The 23072-nt window shown below is 49.0% G+C and carries 19 protein-coding genes; 18 read left to right on the plus strand and 1 reads right to left on the minus strand.

Annotated elements, in window-relative coordinates:
* Positions 1-5 precede the first annotated feature (5 nt).
* From BHE18_RS15595 to thrB, 15 genes are all read left to right on the plus strand, one after another.
* Positions 6-989 carry a fumarylacetoacetate hydrolase family protein gene (locus tag BHE18_RS15595; RefSeq protein ID WP_071619447.1) on the plus strand — a complete coding sequence of 328 codons (984 nt, stop codon included), beginning with the start codon at positions 6-8 and terminating at the stop codon, positions 987-989.
* Positions 937-2082 (plus strand): homogentisate 1,2-dioxygenase, encoded by a 1146-nt coding sequence (locus tag BHE18_RS15600; protein ID WP_071619448.1) that lies wholly within the window; start codon positions 937-939, stop codon positions 2080-2082. The genes BHE18_RS15595 and BHE18_RS15600 overlap by 53 nt, the downstream gene beginning before the upstream one ends.
* Before the next feature lie 745 nt (positions 2083-2827).
* A complete protein-coding gene (ilvE, locus tag BHE18_RS15605; protein WP_071619449.1) occupies positions 2828-3727 on the plus strand; it encodes a branched-chain-amino-acid transaminase in 900 nt (299 codons plus the stop codon).
* Positions 3728-3742: 15 nt separating this feature from the next.
* A complete protein-coding gene (gene ilvD / locus BHE18_RS15610) occupies positions 3743-5410 on the plus strand; it encodes a dihydroxy-acid dehydratase (protein ID WP_071619450.1) in 1668 nt (555 codons plus the stop codon).
* Between the two features lie 365 nt (positions 5411-5775).
* Positions 5776-7497 (plus strand): acetolactate synthase large subunit, encoded by a 1722-nt coding sequence (ilvB, locus tag BHE18_RS15615; protein WP_071619451.1) that lies wholly within the window; start codon positions 5776-5778, stop codon positions 7495-7497.
* Positions 7494-8015, plus strand: a complete 522-nt coding sequence (gene ilvN, locus BHE18_RS15620; protein ID WP_032085549.1) for an acetolactate synthase small subunit — start codon at positions 7494-7496, stop codon at positions 8013-8015. Before ilvB ends, ilvN begins: the two co-directional genes overlap by 4 nt.
* A 56-nt stretch (positions 8016-8071) precedes the next feature.
* Positions 8072-9106 (plus strand): ketol-acid reductoisomerase, encoded by a 1035-nt coding sequence (gene ilvC / locus BHE18_RS15625; RefSeq protein WP_032085550.1) that lies wholly within the window; start codon positions 8072-8074, stop codon positions 9104-9106.
* Positions 9093-10646 (plus strand): 2-isopropylmalate synthase, encoded by a 1554-nt coding sequence (locus BHE18_RS15630; protein WP_071619452.1) that lies wholly within the window; start codon positions 9093-9095, stop codon positions 10644-10646. The genes ilvC and BHE18_RS15630 overlap by 14 nt, the downstream gene beginning before the upstream one ends.
* Before the next feature lie 68 nt (positions 10647-10714).
* Positions 10715-11827, plus strand: a complete 1113-nt coding sequence (gene leuB / locus BHE18_RS15635) for a 3-isopropylmalate dehydrogenase (RefSeq protein ID WP_071619453.1) — start codon at positions 10715-10717, stop codon at positions 11825-11827.
* A 199-nt stretch (positions 11828-12026) separates the two neighbouring features.
* A complete protein-coding gene (leuC, locus tag BHE18_RS15640) occupies positions 12027-13442 on the plus strand; it encodes a 3-isopropylmalate dehydratase large subunit (protein ID WP_071619454.1) in 1416 nt (471 codons plus the stop codon).
* 12 nt (positions 13443-13454) lie between these two features.
* Positions 13455-14060, plus strand: coding sequence for a 3-isopropylmalate dehydratase small subunit (gene leuD / locus BHE18_RS15645; RefSeq protein ID WP_071619455.1), 606 nt, complete (start codon positions 13455-13457; stop codon positions 14058-14060).
* Entirely contained in the window at positions 14060-15043 is a 984-nt protein-coding gene (gene ilvA / locus BHE18_RS15650) for a threonine ammonia-lyase (RefSeq protein ID WP_235860343.1), read from the plus strand. The genes leuD and ilvA overlap by 1 nt, the downstream gene beginning before the upstream one ends.
* A 247-nt stretch (positions 15044-15290) precedes the next feature.
* Complete coding sequence (locus tag BHE18_RS15655) at positions 15291-16589, plus strand: homoserine dehydrogenase (protein ID WP_071619456.1); 1299 nt, start codon at positions 15291-15293, stop codon at positions 16587-16589.
* Positions 16586-17647: a threonine synthase gene (thrC, locus tag BHE18_RS15660; RefSeq protein WP_071619457.1), complete on the plus strand. Its 1062-nt coding sequence runs from the start codon at positions 16586-16588 to the stop codon at positions 17645-17647. Before BHE18_RS15655 ends, thrC begins: the two co-directional genes overlap by 4 nt.
* Entirely contained in the window at positions 17644-18585 is a 942-nt protein-coding gene (thrB, locus tag BHE18_RS15665; protein ID WP_071619458.1) for a homoserine kinase, read from the plus strand. The genes thrC and thrB overlap by 4 nt, the downstream gene beginning before the upstream one ends.
* 254 nt (positions 18586-18839) lie before the next feature.
* On the opposite strand, the gene BHE18_RS15670 is transcribed toward thrB, so the two are convergent.
* Positions 18840-19139 carry an AbrB/MazE/SpoVT family DNA-binding domain-containing protein gene (locus BHE18_RS15670; protein ID WP_083573830.1) on the minus strand — a complete coding sequence of 100 codons (300 nt, stop codon included), beginning with the start codon at positions 19137-19139 and terminating at the stop codon, positions 18840-18842.
* Positions 19140-19313: 174 nt separating this feature from the next.
* Here BHE18_RS15670 and BHE18_RS15675 point away from each other — a divergent pair, with 174 nt between their 5' ends.
* The 3 genes from BHE18_RS15675 to BHE18_RS15685 all read left to right on the plus strand — a co-directional run bounded on the left by BHE18_RS15675 (position 19314) and on the right by BHE18_RS15685 (position 23058).
* Positions 19314-20510: a cation:proton antiporter gene (locus tag BHE18_RS15675; protein ID WP_235860344.1), complete on the plus strand. Its 1197-nt coding sequence runs from the start codon at positions 19314-19316 to the stop codon at positions 20508-20510.
* Positions 20511-20587: 77 nt separating this feature from the next.
* Complete coding sequence (locus tag BHE18_RS15680; RefSeq protein WP_071619460.1) at positions 20588-21925, plus strand: ATP-binding protein; 1338 nt, start codon at positions 20588-20590, stop codon at positions 21923-21925.
* A 2-nt stretch (positions 21926-21927) separates the two neighbouring features.
* Positions 21928-23058, plus strand: coding sequence for a DEAD/DEAH box helicase (locus BHE18_RS15685; protein WP_071619461.1), 1131 nt, complete (start codon positions 21928-21930; stop codon positions 23056-23058).
* The last annotated feature ends 14 nt before the right edge of the window (positions 23059-23072 follow it).

The following is a 23072-nucleotide window of genomic DNA, read 5'->3' on the forward strand; positions in this document are numbered from 1 at the left end:
CCTCAATGAAACTAGTAAGCCTTCAAAAGGAAAAAGAAGTCAGGACCGGCCTTATTCAACATGACCTTGTGATAGATTTGTACGAAGCAACTGACGGGAAGCTGCCGAAGGACATCCTTGCCTTGATCGGACGCGGGGGAGAGGCTCTGAAAACAATCGCTGACCTCGGCCCTTTTTCCAAAGGAGACAAAGGGGTTATTTTATTGGAGGATGCCACGCTGAAAGCTCCGATCCCAAGGCCGGTCAGCATCCGCGATTTTTATGCATTCGAGGAGCATGTCAGAACGGCCCGCAGAAAAAGGGGTCTCGATGTCGTGCCTGAATGGTATGACGTTCCTGTCTTCTACTTCACCAATCATTTGGCAGTGAAAGGGCCGCACGAAGCGGTCGTGGGGCCGGCAGAGTGTGAATGGCTCGATTATGAACTGGAGATTGCCTGCGTCATCGGGAAGGAAGGCAGGAATATTGCAAAGGAAGATGCCGAAGACCATATATTCGGCTACTTCATCATGAACGACTGGAGTGCCAGGGACATCCAGAAGCATGAAATGAAAGTGGGACTCGGGCCGGCCAAAGGGAAGGATTTCGCAACATCCTTCGGTCCTTATCTCGTGACAAAAGATGAATTGGAAACCCGCAGGTCCGGGGACCGGTTTGATATGAAAATGACGGCGAAAGTTAACGGGAAGCTCCTTTCCGAGGGGAATTTCAAAGATATTCACTACACGTTTGCCGACATGATCGAAAGGGCGTCAAAAGATGTCACGCTTTATCCAGGTGAAGTCATCGGGTCGGGGACGGTCGGGACCGGCTGCATCCTCGAAGTCGGGACGGACACCCACCGCTGGCTGAGGGCGGGGGATGAAGTTGAATTGGAAATAGAAGGACTCGGTGTGCTGCAAAACACTGTCGCAGGCACGAGGGAGGAGGAAAACGATGTATTACCGCAAAATGGGGGAAATACCACACAAACGTCACACCATGTTTAAAAAGGACGACGGCACGCTTTTCAGGGAGCAGGTCATGGGGACAAAAGGATTCTCCGGTACTCAATCGATTCTGTATCATCATCACCTGCCGACTTCCGTCACAAAGACCGAGTATTTGGGCAGCTATTTGCCCGAGTTTGAAGAAGAAGGTGCAGTGCGCCACCGCCATTTCATGACGGACGGGGTGGAGAAAAAAGGCGATGCACTGGGGAGCAGGGAATACCTGCTTGGAAATTCTGATCTCCTGATCGGGACGGCGTATGTCACAGAAGGAATGAAGAACTTTTACCGTAATGGAGACGGCGATGAGATATTGTATATTCATTTCGGAACAGGGAAAGTCGAAACGATGTTCGGGACGATCACGTACGGAGAAGGAGATTATGTGGTGATTCCGATCGGCACGATTTACCGCGTGGTCCCTGAAGAAGACACAAAAATGTTGATTGTCGAATCCTTCAGCCAAATCACCACACCGCGGCGCTACCGGAATGAATACGGCCAGCTCCTCGAACACAGCCCGTTCTGCGAAAGGGATATGCGCGGACCTGAGAAACTTGAAACCTTTGATGAAAAAGGCGAATTCGAAGTCGTCCTGAAATCACGGGGTGCCCTTCATTCACATGGTCTGGATCACCATCCGTTCGATGTGGTCGGCTGGGACGGCTACTTATATCCGTGGGTCTTCAACATCGAGGACTTCGAACCGATCACCGGGCGCGTCCATCAGCCGCCTCCGGTCCACCAGACATTCGAAGGCCATAATTTCGTTGTGTGCTCCTTTGTGCCGAGATTATATGACTATCATCCGGAAGCGATCCCTGCGCCGTACAACCACAGCAACGTAAACAGCGATGAACTGCTGTACTATGTTGAAGGGAACTTCATGAGCCGGAAAGGAATCAAGAAAGGGTCGATCACCCTGCACCCAAGCGGAATCCCGCACGGCCCGCACCCCGGAACAACCGAAGCAAGCATTGGCAAAAAAGAAACACTAGAACTCGCCGTCATGATCGACACCTTCAAACCTCTAAAAATAGTCAAACAGGCAAAAAATGTCGAAGATGAAAAATATATGTTCACCTGGACATAACCAAAAACCAATTTAAAGTGTGCCTTACGCACTTTAAATTGGTTTTTTATTTAGAGGGATTTTAATTTCAAAGAGTGTGAATGTTAGGATGCTGATTAAGTGAGAGAAGATAATTATTATTAATTTTATTTTGATTAGATCTTGATGTGGACCGTTCCAGCAGATGATTGGAGTGCAGGACGAAGACTCCTGCGGGAGAAGTGGCCAATGTGAGACCCCGCAGGCGAAGCCGAGGAGGCTCACGGGTCACCCGCGGAAAGCGAAGTCCTGCACGGAAATCATCTGCGGTATTCAAAGGTCATTATCAATTAACCAATTAAAATGAGAATCACCTAAATCCTTCTTCATAGGCACATTCTCCTTCTACAAAAAATCCATCATCAAACCCTGTCGAATCCCCCAAACCCCCAGCCAAACAAATGAATCACCACTCATTAAAAAAATCCCAAAAAAATTTAAACCAAACAAACATGATTAGGACAAAGATGAAAGCGTTTACTATAAATCAGATAAATCTAAATAGTCAAAAAATTTATGAAAATACTGTTGACCTTCCCGGGAAACGGGCGTAATATTGTCCTCAATATAAAAATTCGAGCCGCAGCAAACCGGTCATCGGCCGCTCCATGAACGCAGCCGAGGCCACTGGAAAATGGCTCATAAGCAGTACCAGATTTAAGCTGCAAAACATAAACAAATCGATCAACCTATAAAAACAAATACTCCCGCGAAAGGAATGATGAACATGAACGAACAATGGATCTACTTAGACGGTCAATACGTGAAAAAAGAAGACGCAGTCGTATCAGTTTACGACCATGGTTTTCTTTATGGAGATGGAGTGTTCGAAGGGATTCGGATGTACGATGGTAACGTATTCCGCCTTGAAGAACATGTTGACCGCCTCTACGACTCAGCAAAAGCCATCATGCTCGACATTGAAGTGTCGAAAGAAGAGATGTGCGACATCATTGTAGATACATTGAAGAAAAACCAACTGGAGAATGCATACATCAGAGTAGTCATTTCCCGCGGAGTAGGAAATCTTGGTCTTGATCCATTTTCCTGCAAGCGGCCGCAGCTGATCGTCATCGCAGAGCAGCTGGCCCTTTTCCCGAAAGAATTATATGAATCAGGCATCGAAATCGTATCCGTCGCAAGCCGCCGGAATCGTGCAGATGTCCTTTCACCGAAAGTGAAATCACTGAACTACTTAAATAATATCCTGGTTAAGATCGAAGCAAACCTTGCAGGTGTGAGCGAAGCGCTCATGATGAACGACCAGGGGTACGTAGCAGAGGGATCTGCCGACAACATCTTCATCGTGAAAAAGGGAAAGATCCTTACGCCGCCGGGATACGTTGGCGCACTGGAAGGGATCACACGGAACGCGATCATCGAACTCGCTGAAAAATCAGGTTTCGATATCAAGGAAGATGTATTTACCCGTCATGATGTGTATACGGCGGATGAAGTATTCTTGACCGGTACTGCAGCGGAAGTCATCGCAGTCGTGAAGGTCGATGGCCGCGTCATCGGGGATGGAAAACCGGGTTCTTACACAAATCAATTATTGCAGGAATTCAGAAATACTGTCACGCAGGATGGAAGAAAAGTTTACAAACAAAATGCCCAAGTCGGATAAGTTGGAGGTGATGACGTGCGAAGTGACATGATCAAGAAAGGAATCGACCGTGCCCCTCACCGCAGTTTGCTTTATGCAACAGGGGTCAAACTAGAAGATATGGAAAAGCCATTCATCGGGGTGTGCAACTCCTACATCGATATCATTCCGGGGCATATGCACCTGAACGGTTTTGCCCAGGTGGTGAAAGAAGCCATTCGCGAAGCAGGCGGAATTCCATTCGAATTCAATACCATCGGAGTAGACGACGGAATCGCGATGGGACATATCGGGATGAGGTATTCACTTCCAAGCCGTGAACTCATCGCGGATTCAGCGGAGACCGTCATCAACGCCCACTGGTTCGACGGAGTCTTCTACATCCCGAACTGTGACAAGATCACTCCGGGAATGCTGATGGCCTCAGTCAGGACGAATGTACCTTCCGTCTTTGTATCAGGCGGTCCGATGGAAGCGGGGGTATCGAGTGACGGAAGCCCGTTATCGCTCGTTTCCGTATTTGAAGGAGTCGGTGCACACCAGTCAGGCAGGATGACAGCTGAACAGCTCCTCGATATCGAACAGAATGCCTGTCCGACATGCGGTTCCTGCTCAGGGATGTTTACGGCGAATTCAATGAACTCCCTGATGGAAATGCTCGGCATGGCGCCTCCCGGGAACGGGACGATCGTAGCCACTTCCGCCGACCGTCACAGGCTGATCAAGGATGCAGCCAAACATCTGGTGGAAATGGTCAAGAAAGACATCAAGCCGCGTGACATCATCACGGAAGAAACGATCGACGATGCATTCGCACTCGATATGGCGATGGGCGGCTCAACCAATACCGTCCTTCACACGCTGGCGATCGCAAACGAAGCGGAAATTGACTACGACATCAACCGTATCAATAAGGTGGCAGAACGTGTCCCTTATTTATCTAAAATAAGCCCGGCATCCGACTACTCCATGCAGGATGTCCACAATGCCGGCGGAGTCAGCGCCATCATCAAGGAACTATGCGAAATGGGTGCTGTACATAAAGAGAGGATCACGGTCACAGGAAAATCTCTTTATGAAAATGTAAAAGAAGCCCACATTCAAAACGACGATGTGATCAGGAGCAAGGAAAACGCCCACAGCCCGGTCGGGGGATTATCGGTCCTCTTCGGAAACATCGCCCCTGATGGAGGGGTCATCAAAGTGGGAGCGGTCGATCCTTCGATCAAGACATTCATGGGAGAAGCAATCGTTTATGAATCCCAGGATGAAGCACTCGCAGGAATCGAAAGCGGGGAAGTGAAGGAAGGCCATGTCGTCGTCATCCGGTACGAAGGACCAAAAGGTGGTCCGGGCATGCCTGAGATGCTCGCTCCTACAGCAGCGATTGCCGGCAGGGGGCTAGAGAAGAAAGTGGCGCTCATGACAGACGGAAGGTTTTCCGGTGCATCCCGCGGCATTTCCATCGGCCATGTTTCCCCGGAAGCGGCTGAAGGCGGCCCGATCGGCGTCATTGAAAACGGCGACGCCATCCTTATCGACTTAACGAACCGGACCATCTCACTCATGGTCTCCGAAGAAGAACTGAAATTCAGGCAGCAGGAATGGGTCCAGCCGCCTCCGAAAATCAGAAAAGGTTATCTCGCAAGATACGCAAAGCTGGTCACATCCGCAAGCACAGGCGGCATCTTGAAAACCGAATAGATTGAAAGCGTTGAAGAGGTTAAAGGATTGGGACTTGTATTTCCAGAGAGCTGGTGGTGCTGCAAACCAGTAATACATCCGATACCGACATCCCCTCTGAGTATCGTTCTGAAACATAGGAGTAGGAACGGTCGAGTAGCTGTTACTCGTTACAAAAACAAAGGCTGATGCGAATGAAGATCAGCCTGCTGAGGGAGGCGGCCCCGTGCCGTCTCTGAACTAGGGTGGTACCGTGGAAAGGATTAAAGCCTTTTCACCCCTGCGAAAGATCAAATTCTGACGTAGTGGGTGGAAAGGCTTTTTTATATGGAAAATCAATAAACTATCGGCTGATAGAAATTAATTTTAAAGGAGGAGATGAAAAGATGAGAGCTAAGCTAGAGGCAGAACCGGTTTCGCAGACAGAGACAGAAAAGGCCAACGGTGCTGACATGCTCATGAAGGCGTTAAAAGAGGAACAAGTGGAAATTCTGTTTGGGTACCCGGGTGGAGCGGTCCTGCCAATCTATGATGCTCTATACAAAGCCCCGATCAAACACGTTCTCGCGAGACACGAACAGGGAGCCATCCATGCTGCAGAAGGGTATGCGAGGGTATCGGGAAAACCAGGGGTCGTCATTGCAACATCCGGTCCGGGCGCAACGAATCTTGTAACAGGGATTGCAGATGCAATGATGGATTCCCTTCCGCTCGTCATCTTCACCGGCCAGGTTGCTTCGGGGGTGATCGGGACCGATGCCTTCCAGGAAGCGGATGTTGTCGGGATCACGATGCCGATTACGAAACATAATTACCAGGTCCGGGACATCAAGGATTTACCGAGGGTCGTGAAGGAGGCTTTCCATATTGCCTCGACAGGGCGGCCGGGTCCGGTCCTCGTCGATATTCCAAAGGATCTGACTGTTCAGGAAGCCCCGCAGGTGAAAGACGTGGAAATGGATCTGCCCGGTTATCAGCCGAATTTTTATCCGAACCCGCTGCAGCTCAGGAAGCTTGTGGATGCAATCAAAGTATCGAAAAGACCTGTGATCCTGGCGGGGGCAGGCGTCCTGCACGGAAAAGCGTCAGAAGAATTAAAAAACTTCGCTGAAAGTTACGACCTTCCGGTTATCCATACCCTTCTAGGGTTAGGCGGCTTTCCGGCCGATCATTCTTTATTTTTAGGGATGGCAGGGATGCACGGCTGTTACACAAGTAATATGGCCCTTTATGAATGCGACCTCTTAATTAATATCGGCGCCAGATTCGATGACAGGCTAACCGGGAACCTAGCCACCTTTGCACCGAAAGCGAAAGTGGTCCATATCGATATCGATCCGGCTGAAATCGGCAAGAACGTTACAACGCATATCCCGATCGTGGCCGATTCCAAGCAGGCACTCTTGAAAATACTTGAACATCAGCCGGCAAGGGGAGATACAGAAGGCTGGCACCGCCATCTTCAGGCATACAAACTTGAGAATCCTTTCTGGTATACGAAGACGAATGATGTCCTGTCCCCGCAGCTTCTGATCGAGCAGGTATACGAAATGACGAACGGCGAAGCGATCGTAACCACAGATGTCGGTCAGCATCAAATGTGGGCAGCCCAGTACTACTCATTCAAAAAACCGAATAACTGGGTCACTTCCGGAGGCCTCGGCACGATGGGATTCGGATTCCCGGCGGCAATCGGCGCCCAGCTTGCGAATCCTTCAAGCAAGGTTGTAGCGTTCGTCGGGGACGGCGGCTTCCAGATGACACTGCAGGAACTGGTCCTCTTAAAAGAACTCAATCTTCCTGTTAAAGTCGTCTTGCTGAACAACAGCACGCTTGGAATGGTGAGGCAGTGGCAGGAAACCTTCTATGAAGAGAGGTACTCGCAATCACTGTTCTCCCTGCAGCCCGATTTTGTTAAACTGGCTGAATCATACGGGATCAAAGGTTACCGCGTGAAAACACAGGAAGAAGCCGAAACGGTTCTAAAAGAGGCATTGACCAGTGACGAACCGGTCCTAATCGACTGCCTGGTGAATCCTAAGGAAAACGTCTATCCGATGGTCGCCCCAGGTAAAGGAATCCACGAAATGTTAGGGGTGAAACCATGAAACGGATTGTAACGGCTCTCGTTCATAACCGCAGCGGCGTACTGAACCGGGTGACTGGATTATTTACGAAGCGCCAATTCAACATCGAAAGCATTTCGGTCGGCTACACCGAAGTGGAAGGCATTTCCCGGATGACATTCGTCGTCAACGTGGAAGACGACCGTAAAATCGAACAACTGATGAAACAGCTGCACAAACAAATCGACGTATTGAAGGTGACAGACATCACCGACCAGGGAGTGGTGGCCCGCGAACTTGCACTCATCAAAGTGCTGAGCACCGGCCAGACAAGGTCCGAGATCAACGGTATCGTCGAACCATTCAGGGCATCGATCATCGATGTGGCCAGGGACAGCGTAACCGTCCAGGTTACCGGTGAAACTTCAAAGATCGAAGCCATCATTGATCTATTGAGGCCATATGGCATAAAAGAAATCGCCAGGACCGGCATCACGGCTTTTGCCAGGGGAAATGGAAAACCAGTGACGGAGCTCAAGCAATATTCAATCGTAAACTGACGGAAACACCGCTAAACGGCGTGAATTTTATAAAAAAATTGGAGAGGATGAGCGAAATGGTAAAGGTTTATTATAACGGAGATGTGAATGAAGAGGTTTTAAAAGGGAAGAAGGTTGCGGTCGTAGGATACGGTTCCCAAGGTCATGCCCATGCACAGAATTTAAAGGAAAGCGGATTTGATGTAGTCGTCGGGCTTCGTAAAGGAAAGTCATGGGATCAAGCGGTGGAAGACGGATTGGACGTCTATTCTGTACGCGAGGCATGTGAACAGGCAGATGTGATCATGGTCCTTCTCCCGGATGAACATCAGCCTAAGGTGTATGAAGCAGAAATCAAGCCTGCCCTTACAGCAGGAAAAGCTTTAGCATTCGCTCACGGATTCAACATCCACTTTAGCCAGGTTGTTCCTCCGGAAGACGTCGATGTATTCCTGGTTGCCCCAAAGGGTCCTGGGCATCTTGTACGCAGGACATTTGAAGAAGGAGCGGGTGTACCTGCATTATTCGGTGTTTACCAGGACGTATCAGGTCAGGCGCGTGAAGTGGCACTTGCCTACGCAAAAGGAGTCGGGGCAGGCCGTGCGGGGATCCTCGAGACTTCATTCCAGGAAGAAACAGAAACAGATTTATTCGGTGAGCAGGCGGTATTATGCGGGGGACTGACATCCTTAGTGAAAGCAGGATTTGAAACGCTCGTGGAAGCCGGCTACCAAAAAGAAGTTGCATACTTTGAATGTCTGCATGAACTGAAGCTGATCGTCGATTTAATGTACGAACAAGGACTCGAAGGCATGCGCTACTCCATCTCGGATACAGCCCAATGGGGAGATTTCGTTTCAGGACCGCGCGTCGTGAACGAAGAAACAAAAGCCCGCATGAAGGAAGTTCTATCTGACATTCAAACAGGAAAATTTGCAAAAGGCTGGATCCTCGAGAACCAGGCGAACCGTCCGGAATTCAACGCCATCAACCAGCGTGAAAGCAAACATGAGCTCGAAGTGGTTGGAAAAGAACTTCGCAAAATGATGCCATTTGTACAACCGAAATCCTCTAAAAAAGAGAAGGAAGTGGTAGCGAGTGCGAACCATTGATATTTTTGACACAACGCTTAGAGACGGAGAACAATCGGCCGGTGTAAATCTGAACACAGTCGAAAAAATAGAAGTGGCAAAGCAGCTCGAACGCCTCGGGGTCGACGTCATTGAAGCCGGGTTTCCTGCAGCTTCAAAAGGCGATTTCGACGCCGTGAAGAAAATCGGTGAAACAATCAAAAACAGCTCCGTCACTGGACTGGCAAGAGCAAGTATACGTGATATCGATGCCGTTTGGGAATCGCTGAAAACGACTGCCGAGCCGAGGCTCCATGTCTTTATCGCGACCTCCCCAATCCATATGACCCATAAGCTGAAGATGACGCCTGATCAAGTCATTGAAAAAGCGGTCGAAACGGTCAAATACGCGAAGAAGTTCTTCCCGGTCGTCCAGTGGTCGGCAGAAGATGCCGGCAGGTCGGACTTGAATTTTCTGGTCAAAATCATGGAAGAGGTGATCGGTGCGGGTGCATCGGTCATCAACCTTCCCGACACGGTCGGATATATGACACCGCAGAAATACGGGGATATGTTCCGGTTCGTACGCGAGAATGTCCCGAATATCGACGGAGTGAAATTATCTGCCCACTGCCATGACGATCTTGGAATGGCAACGGCGAACTCGCTCGCAGCCATTGAAAATGGAGCCGATCAGATTGAAGGAACGATCAACGGAATCGGTGAACGGGCCGGGAATGCAGCCCTTGAAGAGGTGGCAGTCGCCCTCCGGATCCGCGAAGACTTTTACGGCGCATCTACCCGTTTGAAGCTCGATGAAATCAAGAAAACGAGCGCACTCGTCAGCAAGCTGACCGGAATGAGGGTGCCGGCCAACAAGGCGGTCGTCGGCAACAACGCATTCGCCCATGAATCCGGGATCCACCAGGACGGCATGCTGAAGGAGAAAACAACGTATGAAATCATTACGCCTGAGCTGATCGGGGTCAATTCCACAAGACTCGTCCTCGGCAAGCATTCAGGGCGTCATGCTTTTAAAAATAAGGCACTTGAACTTGGCTTCGACCTGACGGAAGAGAAGTTGAAAGAAGCATTTGATACCTTTAAAGATTTAGCAGATAAGAAAAAAGAAATCGTCGACGACGACCTGTTCAGCATCCTGACGAACAAACAAACTGAAATCGGCGAAGGTGCAGGCTTCAAGCTTGAAAGGATGCAGGTACAGTACGGAATGGATAATATCCCGACCGCAACCATTGAGCTGCGTGATGAAAACGGCGACCTGAAGCAGCTCGCCTCGACCGGATCGGGAAGCGTGGAAGCCATCTACAACACAATCGAATCGATGCTTCCATCGCCATCCAGGCTCCTAGACTACAAAATCAACTCAGTCGGCGGAGGCAGGGATGCCCTGGCAGAAGTATATGTCCGCCTTGAATATGACGGAGATAGCACAAGCGGCCGCGGCACCGCACAAGATGTCCTTGAAGCATCAGCCCGTGCTTACCTGAACGCAGTGAACCGGATGCTGCAGCAGAAGGCGGCGATGAAGGAGAAAGTGGCAGTGAAGGCCGGAGTGTAGATTTTTTAAAAATATGGGAGGCACCTGTTACCAAGCAGGTGCTTCCACTAAAACAGGAGGTAGTTCTAATGAAGAAAAAAATCGCAGTGTTGCCTGGAGACGGTATCGGTCAAGAGATCATGGATGGTGCATTAGAAGTACTGAAAGCGGTGGGTGACTGGTTCGGCCATGATTTCGAAGTCGAAAAAGGCTACATCGGCGGAGCAGCGGTCGACCGTTTCGGTACCCCGTTACCTCCTGAAACAGTAAAGCTGTGCAGGGAAAGTGACGCCGTGCTCTTAGGAGCAGTCGGCGGTCCGAAGTGGGAGCACCTGCCCAAAGAACAGCGTCCCGAAAAAGGACTTCTCGCCATCCGTAAAGAATTCAATCTATTTGCAAATCTGAGACCGGTGAAAGCATTCGAAAGCCTGCTGAATGCGTCTCCGTTGAAAAAAGAAATGGTCGAAGACGTCGATCTTGTCATCGTACGTGAATTGACGGGCGGCCTGTATTTCGGCCAGCCGTCCGGACGCCAGGGAAAACATGATGAAGTGGCCGTCGATACACTGGTTTACGAACGAAGCGAAATCGAACGGATTGTCCGCAAAGGGTTTGAACTGGCCAAGAAACGGAAGAAAAAGTTAACGTCCGTCGATAAGGCGAACGTCTTGGAAACGAGCCGAATGTGGCGCGAAGTCGTGAATGAAGTAGCGGTGGAATATCCTGAAGTGGAAGTAGAGCACATGCTCGTCGACGTGGCCGCCATGAAGCTGATGTACCAGCCGAAGCAATTCGATGTACTGGTAACGGAGAATATGTTCGGTGACATCCTCAGCGATGAGGCGTCCATGATCACGGGATCTCTTGGGATGCTGCCTTCTGCAAGCTTAAGAGAGGATTCATTCGGACTCTATGAACCGGTACATGGCTCCGCGCCGGACATCGCAGGAAAAGGAAAAGCCAATCCGCTTGCGATGATTCTGTCGGTTGCGATGATGCTCCGTCACTCATTCGGACTGAAAGAAGAAGCGGAAATGATCGAGCTTGCCGTTCAGGAAGTATTGAATGCCGGCTACCGTACCGGTGACCTTTGGACTATGGGCCGCGGCACTGTTGTAGGAACCGGGGCGATGAGCCAGCTCGTCGTGGAACGTCTGGAAGCGGATCATGCGTTGAGTTCGATCTTGGCGGCTTACTTGTAAGGTAGATAAATGATTCGATTTAGTGGAAATTCGACATATAGAGCATAAATGATAGATTTCGAGCAGAACCATGGTGATAGCGAGCATAATTATTGAATTTCGAGCATAAATCCAAAATTCCGCGCATAAAGTATGTTCTTCATAGAGTTATGAACAGAATAGAAGTTTTAAAGACTAATAACAAACCAGGAGGGAGATCATGGCAGGGAAAAATATCATTGAAAAGATATGGGAAAAACATATCGTGCACGAAGAGAAAGGGAAGCCGGATTTGCTGTATATCGATCTGCACCTTGTTCATGAGGTGACATCTCCCCAGGCTTTTGAAGGACTCCGCCTCAAGGGCAGAAAGGTGAGGCGGCCGGATTTGACCTACGCGACTATGGACCACAATGTCCCTACCCGCGAGCGCCATATCGTCCGGGATGAAATCGCCAGGCTGCAGATGGATACGCTGAAGAAAAATTGTGAGGAGTTCAACGTGGAACTCTCGGATATCAATCATCCGGATCAGGGCATCGTCCATGTCATCGGTCCTGAGCTCGGACTCACCCAGCCGGGTAAAACGATTGTCTGCGGCGACAGCCATACTTCGACTCACGGAGCGTTCGGGGCTCTCGCATTCGGGATCGGGACGAGTGAAGTGGAGCACGTACTCGCAACCCAGACCCTCTGGCAGGCAAAACCGAAAACGCTGCAGGTGGAAGTGACCGGCGAACTTGGCTTCGGGGTGTCGGCAAAAGATGTGATCCTTCACATCATCTCCGCATACGGAGTCGGATTCGGAACAGGATATGTCATTGAATTCACGGGTGATGTCATCCGGAACCTCACGATGGAAGAGCGGATGACGGTCTGCAATATGAGCATCGAAGCAGGTGCAAAGGCAGGACTGATCTCACCGGATGAGGTGACTTTTGAATATCTCGAAGGCAGGGAACACCTGCCTAATCACAAATCATATGACGAACTGAAAGCGGAGTGGCGTTCTCTTCAAAGTGACAGCGATGCCGAATACGACGATCACATCTCAATCAAGGGGGAGGACATCGAGCCGCATGTGACATGGGGTACGAACCCCGGCATGGGTGCCGGCATCTCAAGCAATGTCCCCCATCCGGGAGATTTTCAGGATCCCTCCGACCAGGAAGGCGCGGAGAGGGCGCTGCACTATATGGGGCTTGAAGCCGGCATGAGGATCGAAGACATTGAAATCGACTATGTATTCATCGGCTCATGTACGAACTCAAGATTGAGCGATTTGAGAGCGGCGGCGGAAGTGGTGAAAGGCCACAAGGTCAAAGAGGGCGTGACCGCACTTGTCGTACCTGGTTCATTCAAGGTAAAGCAGGCCGCTGAAGCAGAAGGGCTTCATGACATTTTTAAAGAAGCAGGGTTTGAATGGAGAGAAGCCGGATGCAGCATGTGCCTTGCGATGAATGATGATATCGTTCCTCCGGGGAAACGATGTGCATCGACTTCCAACCGGAACTTTGAAGGGCGTCAGGGGAACGGGTCACGCACCCATCTCCTCAGTCCTGCAATGGCCGCTGCAGCAGCGGTTACCGGTAAGCTGACGGACGTTAGAAAACTAAAAGCAGCGACAGTATCCTGAGGAGGCGGACTGATGGCATTCAATCATTTGGAGGGGAAGGTATTCCCTCTCAATCGCGACAATGTAGATACCGATCAAATCATACCGAAGCAGTTTTTAAAAAGAATCGAGCGCAAAGGGTTCGGCCAGTTCCTGTTTTACCACTGGCGCTTCGAGGATGACGGGAAGACGCTGAAACAAGACTTTAAGCTTGATACCGGGAAGTACAGCGATTCGGAACTCCTTCTCGGCGGGAAAAATTTCGGCTGCGGATCATCGAGGGAGCATGCGCCGTGGTCACTTCAGGATTTCGGATTCAAAGTGATCATCGCCAAGAGCTTTGCAGATATTTTCTATAATAACTGTCTGAAAAACGGTATCCTGCCGATACGGCTCCCGGAGGATACAGTGGATGCTTTGTTCAAAAACGAAAAGAAATCCGATCTTTATAAAATTGAAGTTTCACTGGAATCACAGATGCTGTGTGATTCCGAAGGGCTGATTGCATCGTTCGAGGTCGACCCCTATTGGAAGACGATGCTGATGAAAGGCCTCGATGAAATTGATCTTACTTTGCAATACGGCGGGAAAATCGAGCATTACGAAAAACAAAATGAGGTGAGTGTCTTGGGAATTTAATGAAAAGTGCTGATGTTGTAGAAGCGATGGAAAGAATATGCGGTCAAGTGCATCGAACGCCGTTGAAGCAGTCTTCAACACTGAATGCCTTCACCGGCGGGAACATTTTTATGAAAATGGAAAACTTGCAGCGGACCGGGTCTTTTAAAGTAAGAGGGGCAATGAATAAAGTGATGTCCTTATCAGAGGAAGAAGCCGCGAGAGGAATCATCTGCGCTTCTGCAGGGAATCATGCGCAGGGAGTCGCACTTGCCGCCACCCAGCGCAACGCGGATTCAAAGATATTCATGCCGAAGAGGACTCCTTCTTCGAAAGTGGAGGCGACAAAGCATTACGGGGCGAACATCGTGTTGGAAGGCGAGACCTATCATGAAGCCTATCGTGCGGCTGTCGATGAAATGAAGACAAAGGGCTCGACATTCGTTCATGCATTTGATGATCCAAAAGTGATGGCGGGGCAGGGAACCGTCGCACTTGAAATGCTTCAGCAGCTCAGCGATCTGGACACGATCCTTGTTCCGGTCGGCGGCGGGGGATTGCTTGCCGGCATGGCGCTGGCAGTGAAATCGTTCAACCCCCGGGTAAACATTATTGGCGTGCAGGCACTAGGGGCCCCTGCAACCTATAATTTTTTCACAGGGAAAAATAAAGGCTCCCTGAATCACGTGCACACAATCGCCGACGGAATCCTGGTGAAGAAACCGGGTGAGCTGACCTTCCCGATCATCCGCAAATACGTGGATGACATGGTCACTGTGACGGACGAAGAAATCGCTTATGCGATGATGTTCATGTTGCAGCGCGAAAAAACACTCGTCGAAGGTGCAGGCGCCGCATCCTTAGCTGCCGCCATGTGCCATAAAGTCAAAGTACACGGGAAAAAGGTCGGATGTGTCATCTCCGGGGGCAACGCGGATCCGAGCAAAATCCCAGTCTACCGGGAACTATCAAAAATGGTCCGCCAGCTTCACTATATCGGATAAAGCAGGACGGCTCCCGATCTGAACCGAGATCAGGGGCGGTCCTCTGTTTTTAAATGGAGAAGTGAATCGCGGGTCTTCTACGAAAATCAAAAATCGAGAAAAATTTTCTCTCAATCTATCAACAAAGAAAGCTCTTACATTCAGAAATGCGAAAAAAGGTATTGTAATAGGAAATTATTTCTACTATAATGTCCTCTATACAAATACAAATGTACACCAGAAATAAACAATTGGAGGTTTTCGACTTATGGAATCAATTTCAATCGGACTTTTGGGACTCGGAACAGTGGGAGCCGGAGTTGTAAAGATCATCGAGAATCATCAGGATAAACTGTCGCATCAAATCGGCTGTCCTGTGAAAGTGAAAAAAGCCCTTGTCCAGGACTTGGAAAAGGACAGGGGACTGGAAATCGAGGATGGGATATTGACCTTGAATCCCGAGGACGTCCTGGCCGACCCTGAAATTGATATTGTGGTCGAAGTAATGGGAGGAATCGAAGCGACAAAGGAACACCTCCTCGAGGCTTTGAAAAATAAAAAACATGTCGTGACGGCAAACAAGGATCTGATGGCCGTACATGGCCCGGAACTCCTGAAAGCCGCTTCCGCCAATGAATGTGATTTGTTTTACGAAGCAAGCGTGGCAGGCGGTATCCCGATCTTAAGAAGTCTGGTAGACGGGCTTGCATCCGACCGCATCACGAAAATGATGGGGATCGTCAACGGGACGACTAATTTCATCCTGACGAAAATGACAAAAGAGGGCAGGACCTTCGATGATGTATTGAAAGAAGCACAGGACCTCGGGTTTGCCGAAGCGGATCCGACTGCGGATGTAGGCGGTCTTGATGCAGCGAGGAAGATGGCGATCATGTCGACGCTTGGCTTTTCGATGAATGTCGATCTCTCAGATGTAAAGGTGAAGGGTATCACCGATGTGACGGCAGAAGACATCGAATATGCCGGACAGTTCGGGTATACGATGAAGCTGATCGGATACGCACACCGCGACGGGGAAAAGGTGGAAGTGAGCGTAGAGCCGGCATTGCTGCCGAATGAACACCCGCTGTCATCGGTGAATGATGAATACAATGCCGTATATGTCTACGGAGAGGCTGTAGGTGAAACGATGTTTTACGGACCGGGGGCAGGAAGCCTGCCGACGGCGACGGCGGTTGTTTCCGATATGGTCTGCACGATGAAGAATATGAGGCTGGGAGTGACAGGGAAAAGCGCTGTGAACCCTCAATTCGAGAAAAAATTGAAGGAACGCGAAGAAATCTCCTCTCAATACTTTTTGCGCCTTCATGTACAGGATGAAATCGGTGTGCTGGCAAAGCTGACGTCCATTTTTTCAAATCATGGTGTCAGTTTCGAGAAGATCCTTCAAAATCCATTGAATGGAGCGGGTTATTCCGAAATCGTCCTCGTTACGCATAAAGCATCACTCGATCATTATGAGGATATCCTGATGGAGCTGAAAGACTATCATGCGATTCATTCGATCGAAAGCTCATACCGGGTGGAAGGGGGAGAGAAGGAATGAGATGGAAAGGCCTGCTGGAACAATACGGTGAGCATCTTCCCCTCACGGATGAAACTCCGCTTTTAAGCCTGAATGAAGGGAATACACCGTTGATTGAATTGAAGACGCTGTCCGAGGAATGGGGAATCGAGCTTTATGCAAAAGTCGAAGGCGCCAATCCGACCGGTTCTTTCAAGGATCGCGGGATGGTCCTTGCAGTAGCCAAAGCGGTTGAAGACGGAAGCTCGACGGTGATTTGCGCGTCAACAGGAAATACATCAGCCTCGGCTGCAGCCTATGCAGCGCGGGCAGGCATCAAATGCATCGTTGTCATTCCTGAAGGGAAGATTGCTCAGGGCAAGCTTGCACAGGCTGTCATGTACGGAGCCGAAATCGTATCAATTGAAGGGAACTTCGACGATGCACTGGAAATCGTGAGGGAATTGAGCCATACGGAATCTATGACTCTTGTTAACTCAGTGAATCCATACCGTCTTGAAGGGCAGAAGACTGCTGCGTTTGAAGTCATTGAAGGCCTGGGCCAAGCGCCCGATGTGCTGGCCATCCCAGTCGGCAACGCAGGGAATATTTCAGCTTACTGGAAAGGGTTCAAGGAATACAGCCGGCGCGAAGAATCGAGCCTGCCGCGAATGTTCGGGTTTGAAGCGTCGGGAGCTGCGGCACTTGTTCACAATAGGGTATTTCCCGAGCCTGAGACGATCGCGACGGCTATCCGGATCGGAAACCCGGCAAGCTGGGACTTTGCAGTGGATGCGTTGAAAGAGTCGAATGGTCATATCGACGAAGTGACAGATGAAGAAATCCTTGACGCATACAGACTGATTGCAAAGAAGGAAGGAATCTTTGCAGAACCTGCTTCCTGTGCATCAATAGCAGGAGTAAAGAAAAGCCTGGATAAGGGCTTGCTGAAGAAAGGAAGCAAGGTGGTGGCGGTGCTTACAGGAAACGGATTGAAGGATCCCGTCACAGCCATGGAATACAGTCCCGTTCAGCCGGTGAAACTGCCGAATGACAAGGAAAAAGTAAAGGATTATATTAAAGGAACAATAGGGGTATGAAGAAGCGGGAGACTCGTTCCTGGAAAATAACCGTCCCCGCGAGTACGGCCAATTTGGGGGCAGGGTTTGATTCACTCGGCCTGGCGCTGGATCTGTATTTGACAGTGGAAGCAGTTGAGTCCGAAACATGGAAAGTGACGGCACTCTCCCCGGAGCTTGAGGTATTCCCTTCTGATGAATCTCATTTTATTGTCGAGATTGCTAAGGAAACTGGAGTAGCTTACGGAAAGAATCTCAAGCCTTGCGAGTTATACGTTTCAAGTGATATCCCGCTTACAAGGGGGCTGGGATCCAGTGCGGCTGCCGTCGTGGCAGGGATTGAACTTGCTGATGTTTCAGGCGGATTGAACCTCTCCGCACAGGAGAAGCTCGAAATCGCAGCGAAATATGAAGGCCACCCGGATAATGTCGGGGCTTCTCTTTACGGCGGGTTCGTCGTAAGCTGCCGGACGGATGCAGGGGTTCAGCTGATGTGTGTATCTCAGCTGGCGATTGAAGTGGTGGCGGTGATTCCTAAGACTGAGTTGAAGACGTCCGAATCGCGGGATGTCCTGCCGGGAGAGATGAGCTTTCAGGAGTCTGTCCAAGGCGGTGCGGTTTCAAATGTACTTGTGGCTGCATTTCTGAACGGAGATTGGGAGCTGGCGGGGAAGATGATGAAAGAGGACCGCTATCATCAGCCGTACCGCAAAAAGCTGCTTCCGCACTACGAAGCAGTCGAGGAAACGGCTAGGAAGTTCGGTGCATTCGGCACAGCGATTAGCGGAGCGGGTCCAACCATTGCCTGCTTTGCCGAGAAGGGAGCAGGTCAGTGGCTGCTGAAGCATCTCCGCCAATCATTTCCTTCCATGGACGTTCTTAAACTCTCCATCGATACTAAAGGAAGTATAGTTGAATGTAAGGAAGCAGCACAGAAGGCCCGTCCCTCCACGCTTTAACGTGGGGGAGACGGGCTCCGGCGGCTAGAGGCTCGAGGTCATAAGCTAAATGGTCCATGAAGGCAAAGAGCGCCTTCAAGGACCATTCATCTTATGCTTGTCGCCTCTGACCGAGCCGCCTCCGCTTTTCTATTGTCCAGCTCCGGCGGCTAGAGGCTCGAGGTCATAAGCTAAATGGTCCATGAAGGCAAAAAGCGCCTTCAAGGCTCATTCATCTTATGCTTGTCGCCTCTGACCGAGCCGCCTCCGCTTTTCTATTCACGTATAAGTATGAAACAGTGTTGTTCTTCATTGATGTGAAGGGTGTAGGAGTCTTGGGGTGTGATGCCCATTTCATCGCGGAGTTCCTTTGGGATATGGACGGTTCCTTTTTCAGATACATATCGTTTGTTATTGGTAGTAAGCTTTCGTGCGGGCTTGATATAAATGGAATCGTTTTGATAGATGAGCTCTGCCATTCTCCCCGGGATGAGTCCGAACCGCTGCCTCCACTGTTTGGGTAATGTGATCATACCGCTGTTGCTGAAGGTTTTGTTTTCGTAAACCTGGCTCAAAATATCGAAACACCTGCTTTCCTTTTTGACCTGTAAGTTTTTTCTATATATATATCGTTTAACCCTAAATATGGAAAGGATAAACACATTCCCGGGAAAATGGTACATATGACTGAGGATGGACGTTTAGGTCTGGAATTACGAAGGGAATAGTGAAAAGAGCTGCGTTAGGAGGTGATCATCATTGAACCCTTAAGCATGTTGATCCTGCTTATTATTGGTTATTTGGTGTATACGATTGATAAAAAGAAAAAGAATATCCCTGTGCCGGTGGTGCTGCTGATAATCGGGGCGCTGATTGGATTCTTTCCCGGATTTGAAGGACTTGAACTAACGAAGGACACCATTTTTTATTTGTTTCTTCCTGCGTTATTATTCATCTCGGCCTATCAGTTTCAGGTCAGGGAACTAAGAAAGCACGGCGGGGAGATTTTCCTATTAAGTACAGTGGGGATAATAGTCACCGCACTTCTCATGAGTATACTGATTTATTATATTCTTCAGCCCGTTTTGCCGGTTTCCTATATTGAAGCCTTACTGATATCCACTATCTTGACCCCTACGGACCCTGTCTCGGTTGTTTCTATATTAAAGCAATCATCTAATAAACAAGCGCTCGCGAGCGTGGTCGAAGGTGAATCGATGATTAATGACGGCACCAGCATTGTTTTATTCACCCTCGCAGCAGGAATTTATTTCGGAAATGAATCTTTTTCAATTACTTCCTTTTCAATGGAGTTTCTATGGGTATCCTTTGGGGGAGCGGTGATCGGGATCGTATTCGGCTGGCTGGTGAGCAAAGCCATCCATTTCACTTACGATTCCCGCTATCAGATTATGCTTTCAGTGATTTTAGCTTATGGAAGCTTCTATATCGGGGAAGAAATCGGGGTTTCGGGAGTTCTTGCAACCGTGGCAAGCGGCATAATGCTTTCCTTTGAATATGAACGGACCATTAAAGAAGAGCATTTCAGGAAACAGCTGGATGGATTCTGGGAAGTCATCGAGCCCACCATCCTCACCTTCTTGTTCTTATTAATCGGGATTAAAGCGGTCGAGTATATCTCTTTTTCACTGCTCGGATGGTTTTTCTTCTTATTTATCATTACCTTAGTGGTCCGCTATGTTATTATTATTGGAGTTGTAAAGATAAGAAAAACATGGAGAAGGACTTACGGCTGGAAGGAAGTCTTTATCCTGACATTGTCAGGAATCAAGGGAACGATGTCGGTCGCCCTGCTTCTTGGGATGGAAGGGAAAGGAGCGGAATCGATCCAATCCATTTCATTTGCCGTTATCATGTTTTCCCTTATTATTCAGAGCATGGCGATCTATCCATTTTCTAAAATGCTTTTTTCTAAAAGGAGTTAAGCAGGAAACTGATAAAATCCCTGCATTTGTGAAAGTATAGAGGTAAGACTATAGTGAATTTAGGTGAATCGCTCAATATGAGAAAAGCCAAAGAGATTGCCCTTAAAGTTGCTCTTGCTTATGTGCTGCTCGGCATACTGTGGGTTATTCTGTCAGACTATTTTTCTGTGATCCTTGCGCACGAAAAGCTTAGTCTGTATATCTACTTTCAGCGCTTCAAGGGCTGGTTTTTTATATTTGTGACAGGAGTCATCCTGTATCTTCTGGTATACCGGAGGACCAGGGACGTACTTCATTCAAATGATCAGCTGAAAAAGAAAGAACGGGAATTATATATTCAGAATGAACAATATCATTCGCTGTTCAAACATAACCCTGACGGTGTATTGGAACTGGATTTGAAGGGGAAAATCATGGCTCTCAATCCTGAGGCTGAAGCACTTCTGGAATCTTCCCAGAAAGAATTGGAAGATATTCAACTGAGAAATTTTCTGAAGGAAGAGGACATAAAAGTAGTGACGGGCCATTTCATTGATACGCTTTCCGGAAAAGGATCGATGTTTGAAACGAATATCCATCTTGCAGAAGAAAAAGCAAAGATCCTGCGCTGTTCCTTCATTCCGATTATTGTAAGCGGTGAAGTGACGGGCGTATTCGCGATTGCCAGGGACATCACTCAATTCAGGAAAAACGAGGAAATGATGATCGTTTCTGAAAAGATGTCCGTCATCGGGCAGCTGGCTGCAGCGGTGGCCCATGAAATCAGGAATCCGCTCACATCCCTTAAAGGATTCATCCAGCTGATGCAGACAACAGGCAGCGTCAATCGTGATCACCTGGATATCATGCTCTCAGAGGTCGATCGTATCGATTTGATATCAGGTGAAATGCTGATTTTAGGGAAACAGCAGGATCTGCACTATCAAATTGTAAATGTAGACTCCATCCTGCAGCAAGTGATTGTACTGATGAAAGCACAGGCGAATATTGACAATGTATCGATAGATTATAAACCTTATTTAATTGAACCGCTGCGTGTCGAAGCGGAAGCGAATCAATTGAAACAAGTCTTTATTAATATCATCAAAAATGCGGTGGAAGCGATTCCCGCTGATCGAAGAGGAAGGGTGTCCATTTCTCTTAACAGGAAAGACGGCGATGCGATTATCATCGTTTCGGACAACGGTACAGGGATGGATCCCGAACGAATCGAGAAGGTAGGGGAACCTTTTTACTCTACAAAAGAAAAAGGGACCGGACTGGGACTCGCAATCTGTAAGAAAATCATCGAAAAACATAAAGGGAAAATTGTCTTTCACAGTGAAAAACAAAAAGGCACGGTCGTGGAAATATGTTTGCCATTGATCAAGGGGAACAGTTTGCGTGAAACGGCCGGGAGGGAAAGGAAATCGTAAAAATGAATACAATATCTGACATGATCCAAGCACCTTTTTTAAAGAACAATTGGGAGGAATCGGGTTTCTCCGCTTTAACCCCCGTACAGGAGCGTGTACTTCCGCTCATTCTTGACGGCAAAGACGTGGTGTGCGAATCGCCGACCGGAACGGGTAAGACCCTGGCATATTTACTGCCGATCATTCAAGGGATCGACCCGGCACGCAAACAGGCACAGGCCGTCATTATTGCTCCTTCCCGGGAACTCGTGATGCAGATCCAGCAGGAAATCCAAAAATGGGCCAAGGGAAGCGATGTAACAAGTGCGGCTTTCATCGGAGGCGCCAATATCAAGAAGCAATTGGAAAAATTAAAGAAGAAGCCTCATATCGTTGTAGGGACAACAGGCCGTCTGCTGGAACTGATGAAACTGAAAAAATTGAAAATGCATGAAGTCAAAACGATCGTCGTCGATGAGTTTGATTTAATGGTAGGTCATGAGCATAAGCGCGAAGTGGAAGATATCATCAAATCGACGCTTAAAGAGAGGCAGGTCCTATTCTTCTCGGCGACTCTTTCCGATCGGACGGAGGAAGTGGCGGAAGAACTCCTCCAAAATCATGAAATCGTCAAGATGGATGCCAATCTCGACAACCCGAAAGTCGACCATATCTACGTATATACTGAGCTGCGGGATAAAATCGAAGCGCTCAGGAGCCTTGGCTATTTCAAAGACATCAAGGCGCTAGTGTTCTTCAATCAGCTGGAGAAACTGTCCGAAGCCGAAGAAAAGTTGAAGTATAAAGGCGTTGAGCTCGAAGTTCTCGCGGGTGAATCGAAGAAAATGGAACGGAAACAATCCCTTGACCGCTTCCGGGCAGGGAAAGTGCCCCTTCTTCTTACGACTGATGTAGCGGCACGGGGTCTCGACATCACCGACGTAACCCACGTCATTCATTTTGACTTTCCGACGGACACCAAGCAGTACATCCACCGTTCTGGAAGGACAGGCCGTATGGGAGCCGAAGGAACCGTCATCTCCCTCGTTTCTAAACGCGAGCAAAGCTTCGTTGAGAAATTGAGCAGGGAACTGGACCTTCCATTCCAGGAAAAAACCATTCACGGCGGAGGATTGAAAGCTCACCGCAAATAAGTTGAAAGCCCGTC

The sequence above is a fragment of the Rossellomorea aquimaris genome (assembly GCF_001877785.1).
GTDB classification, from domain to species: Bacteria; Bacillota; Bacilli; order Bacillales; family Bacillaceae_B; genus Rossellomorea; species Rossellomorea aquimaris_A.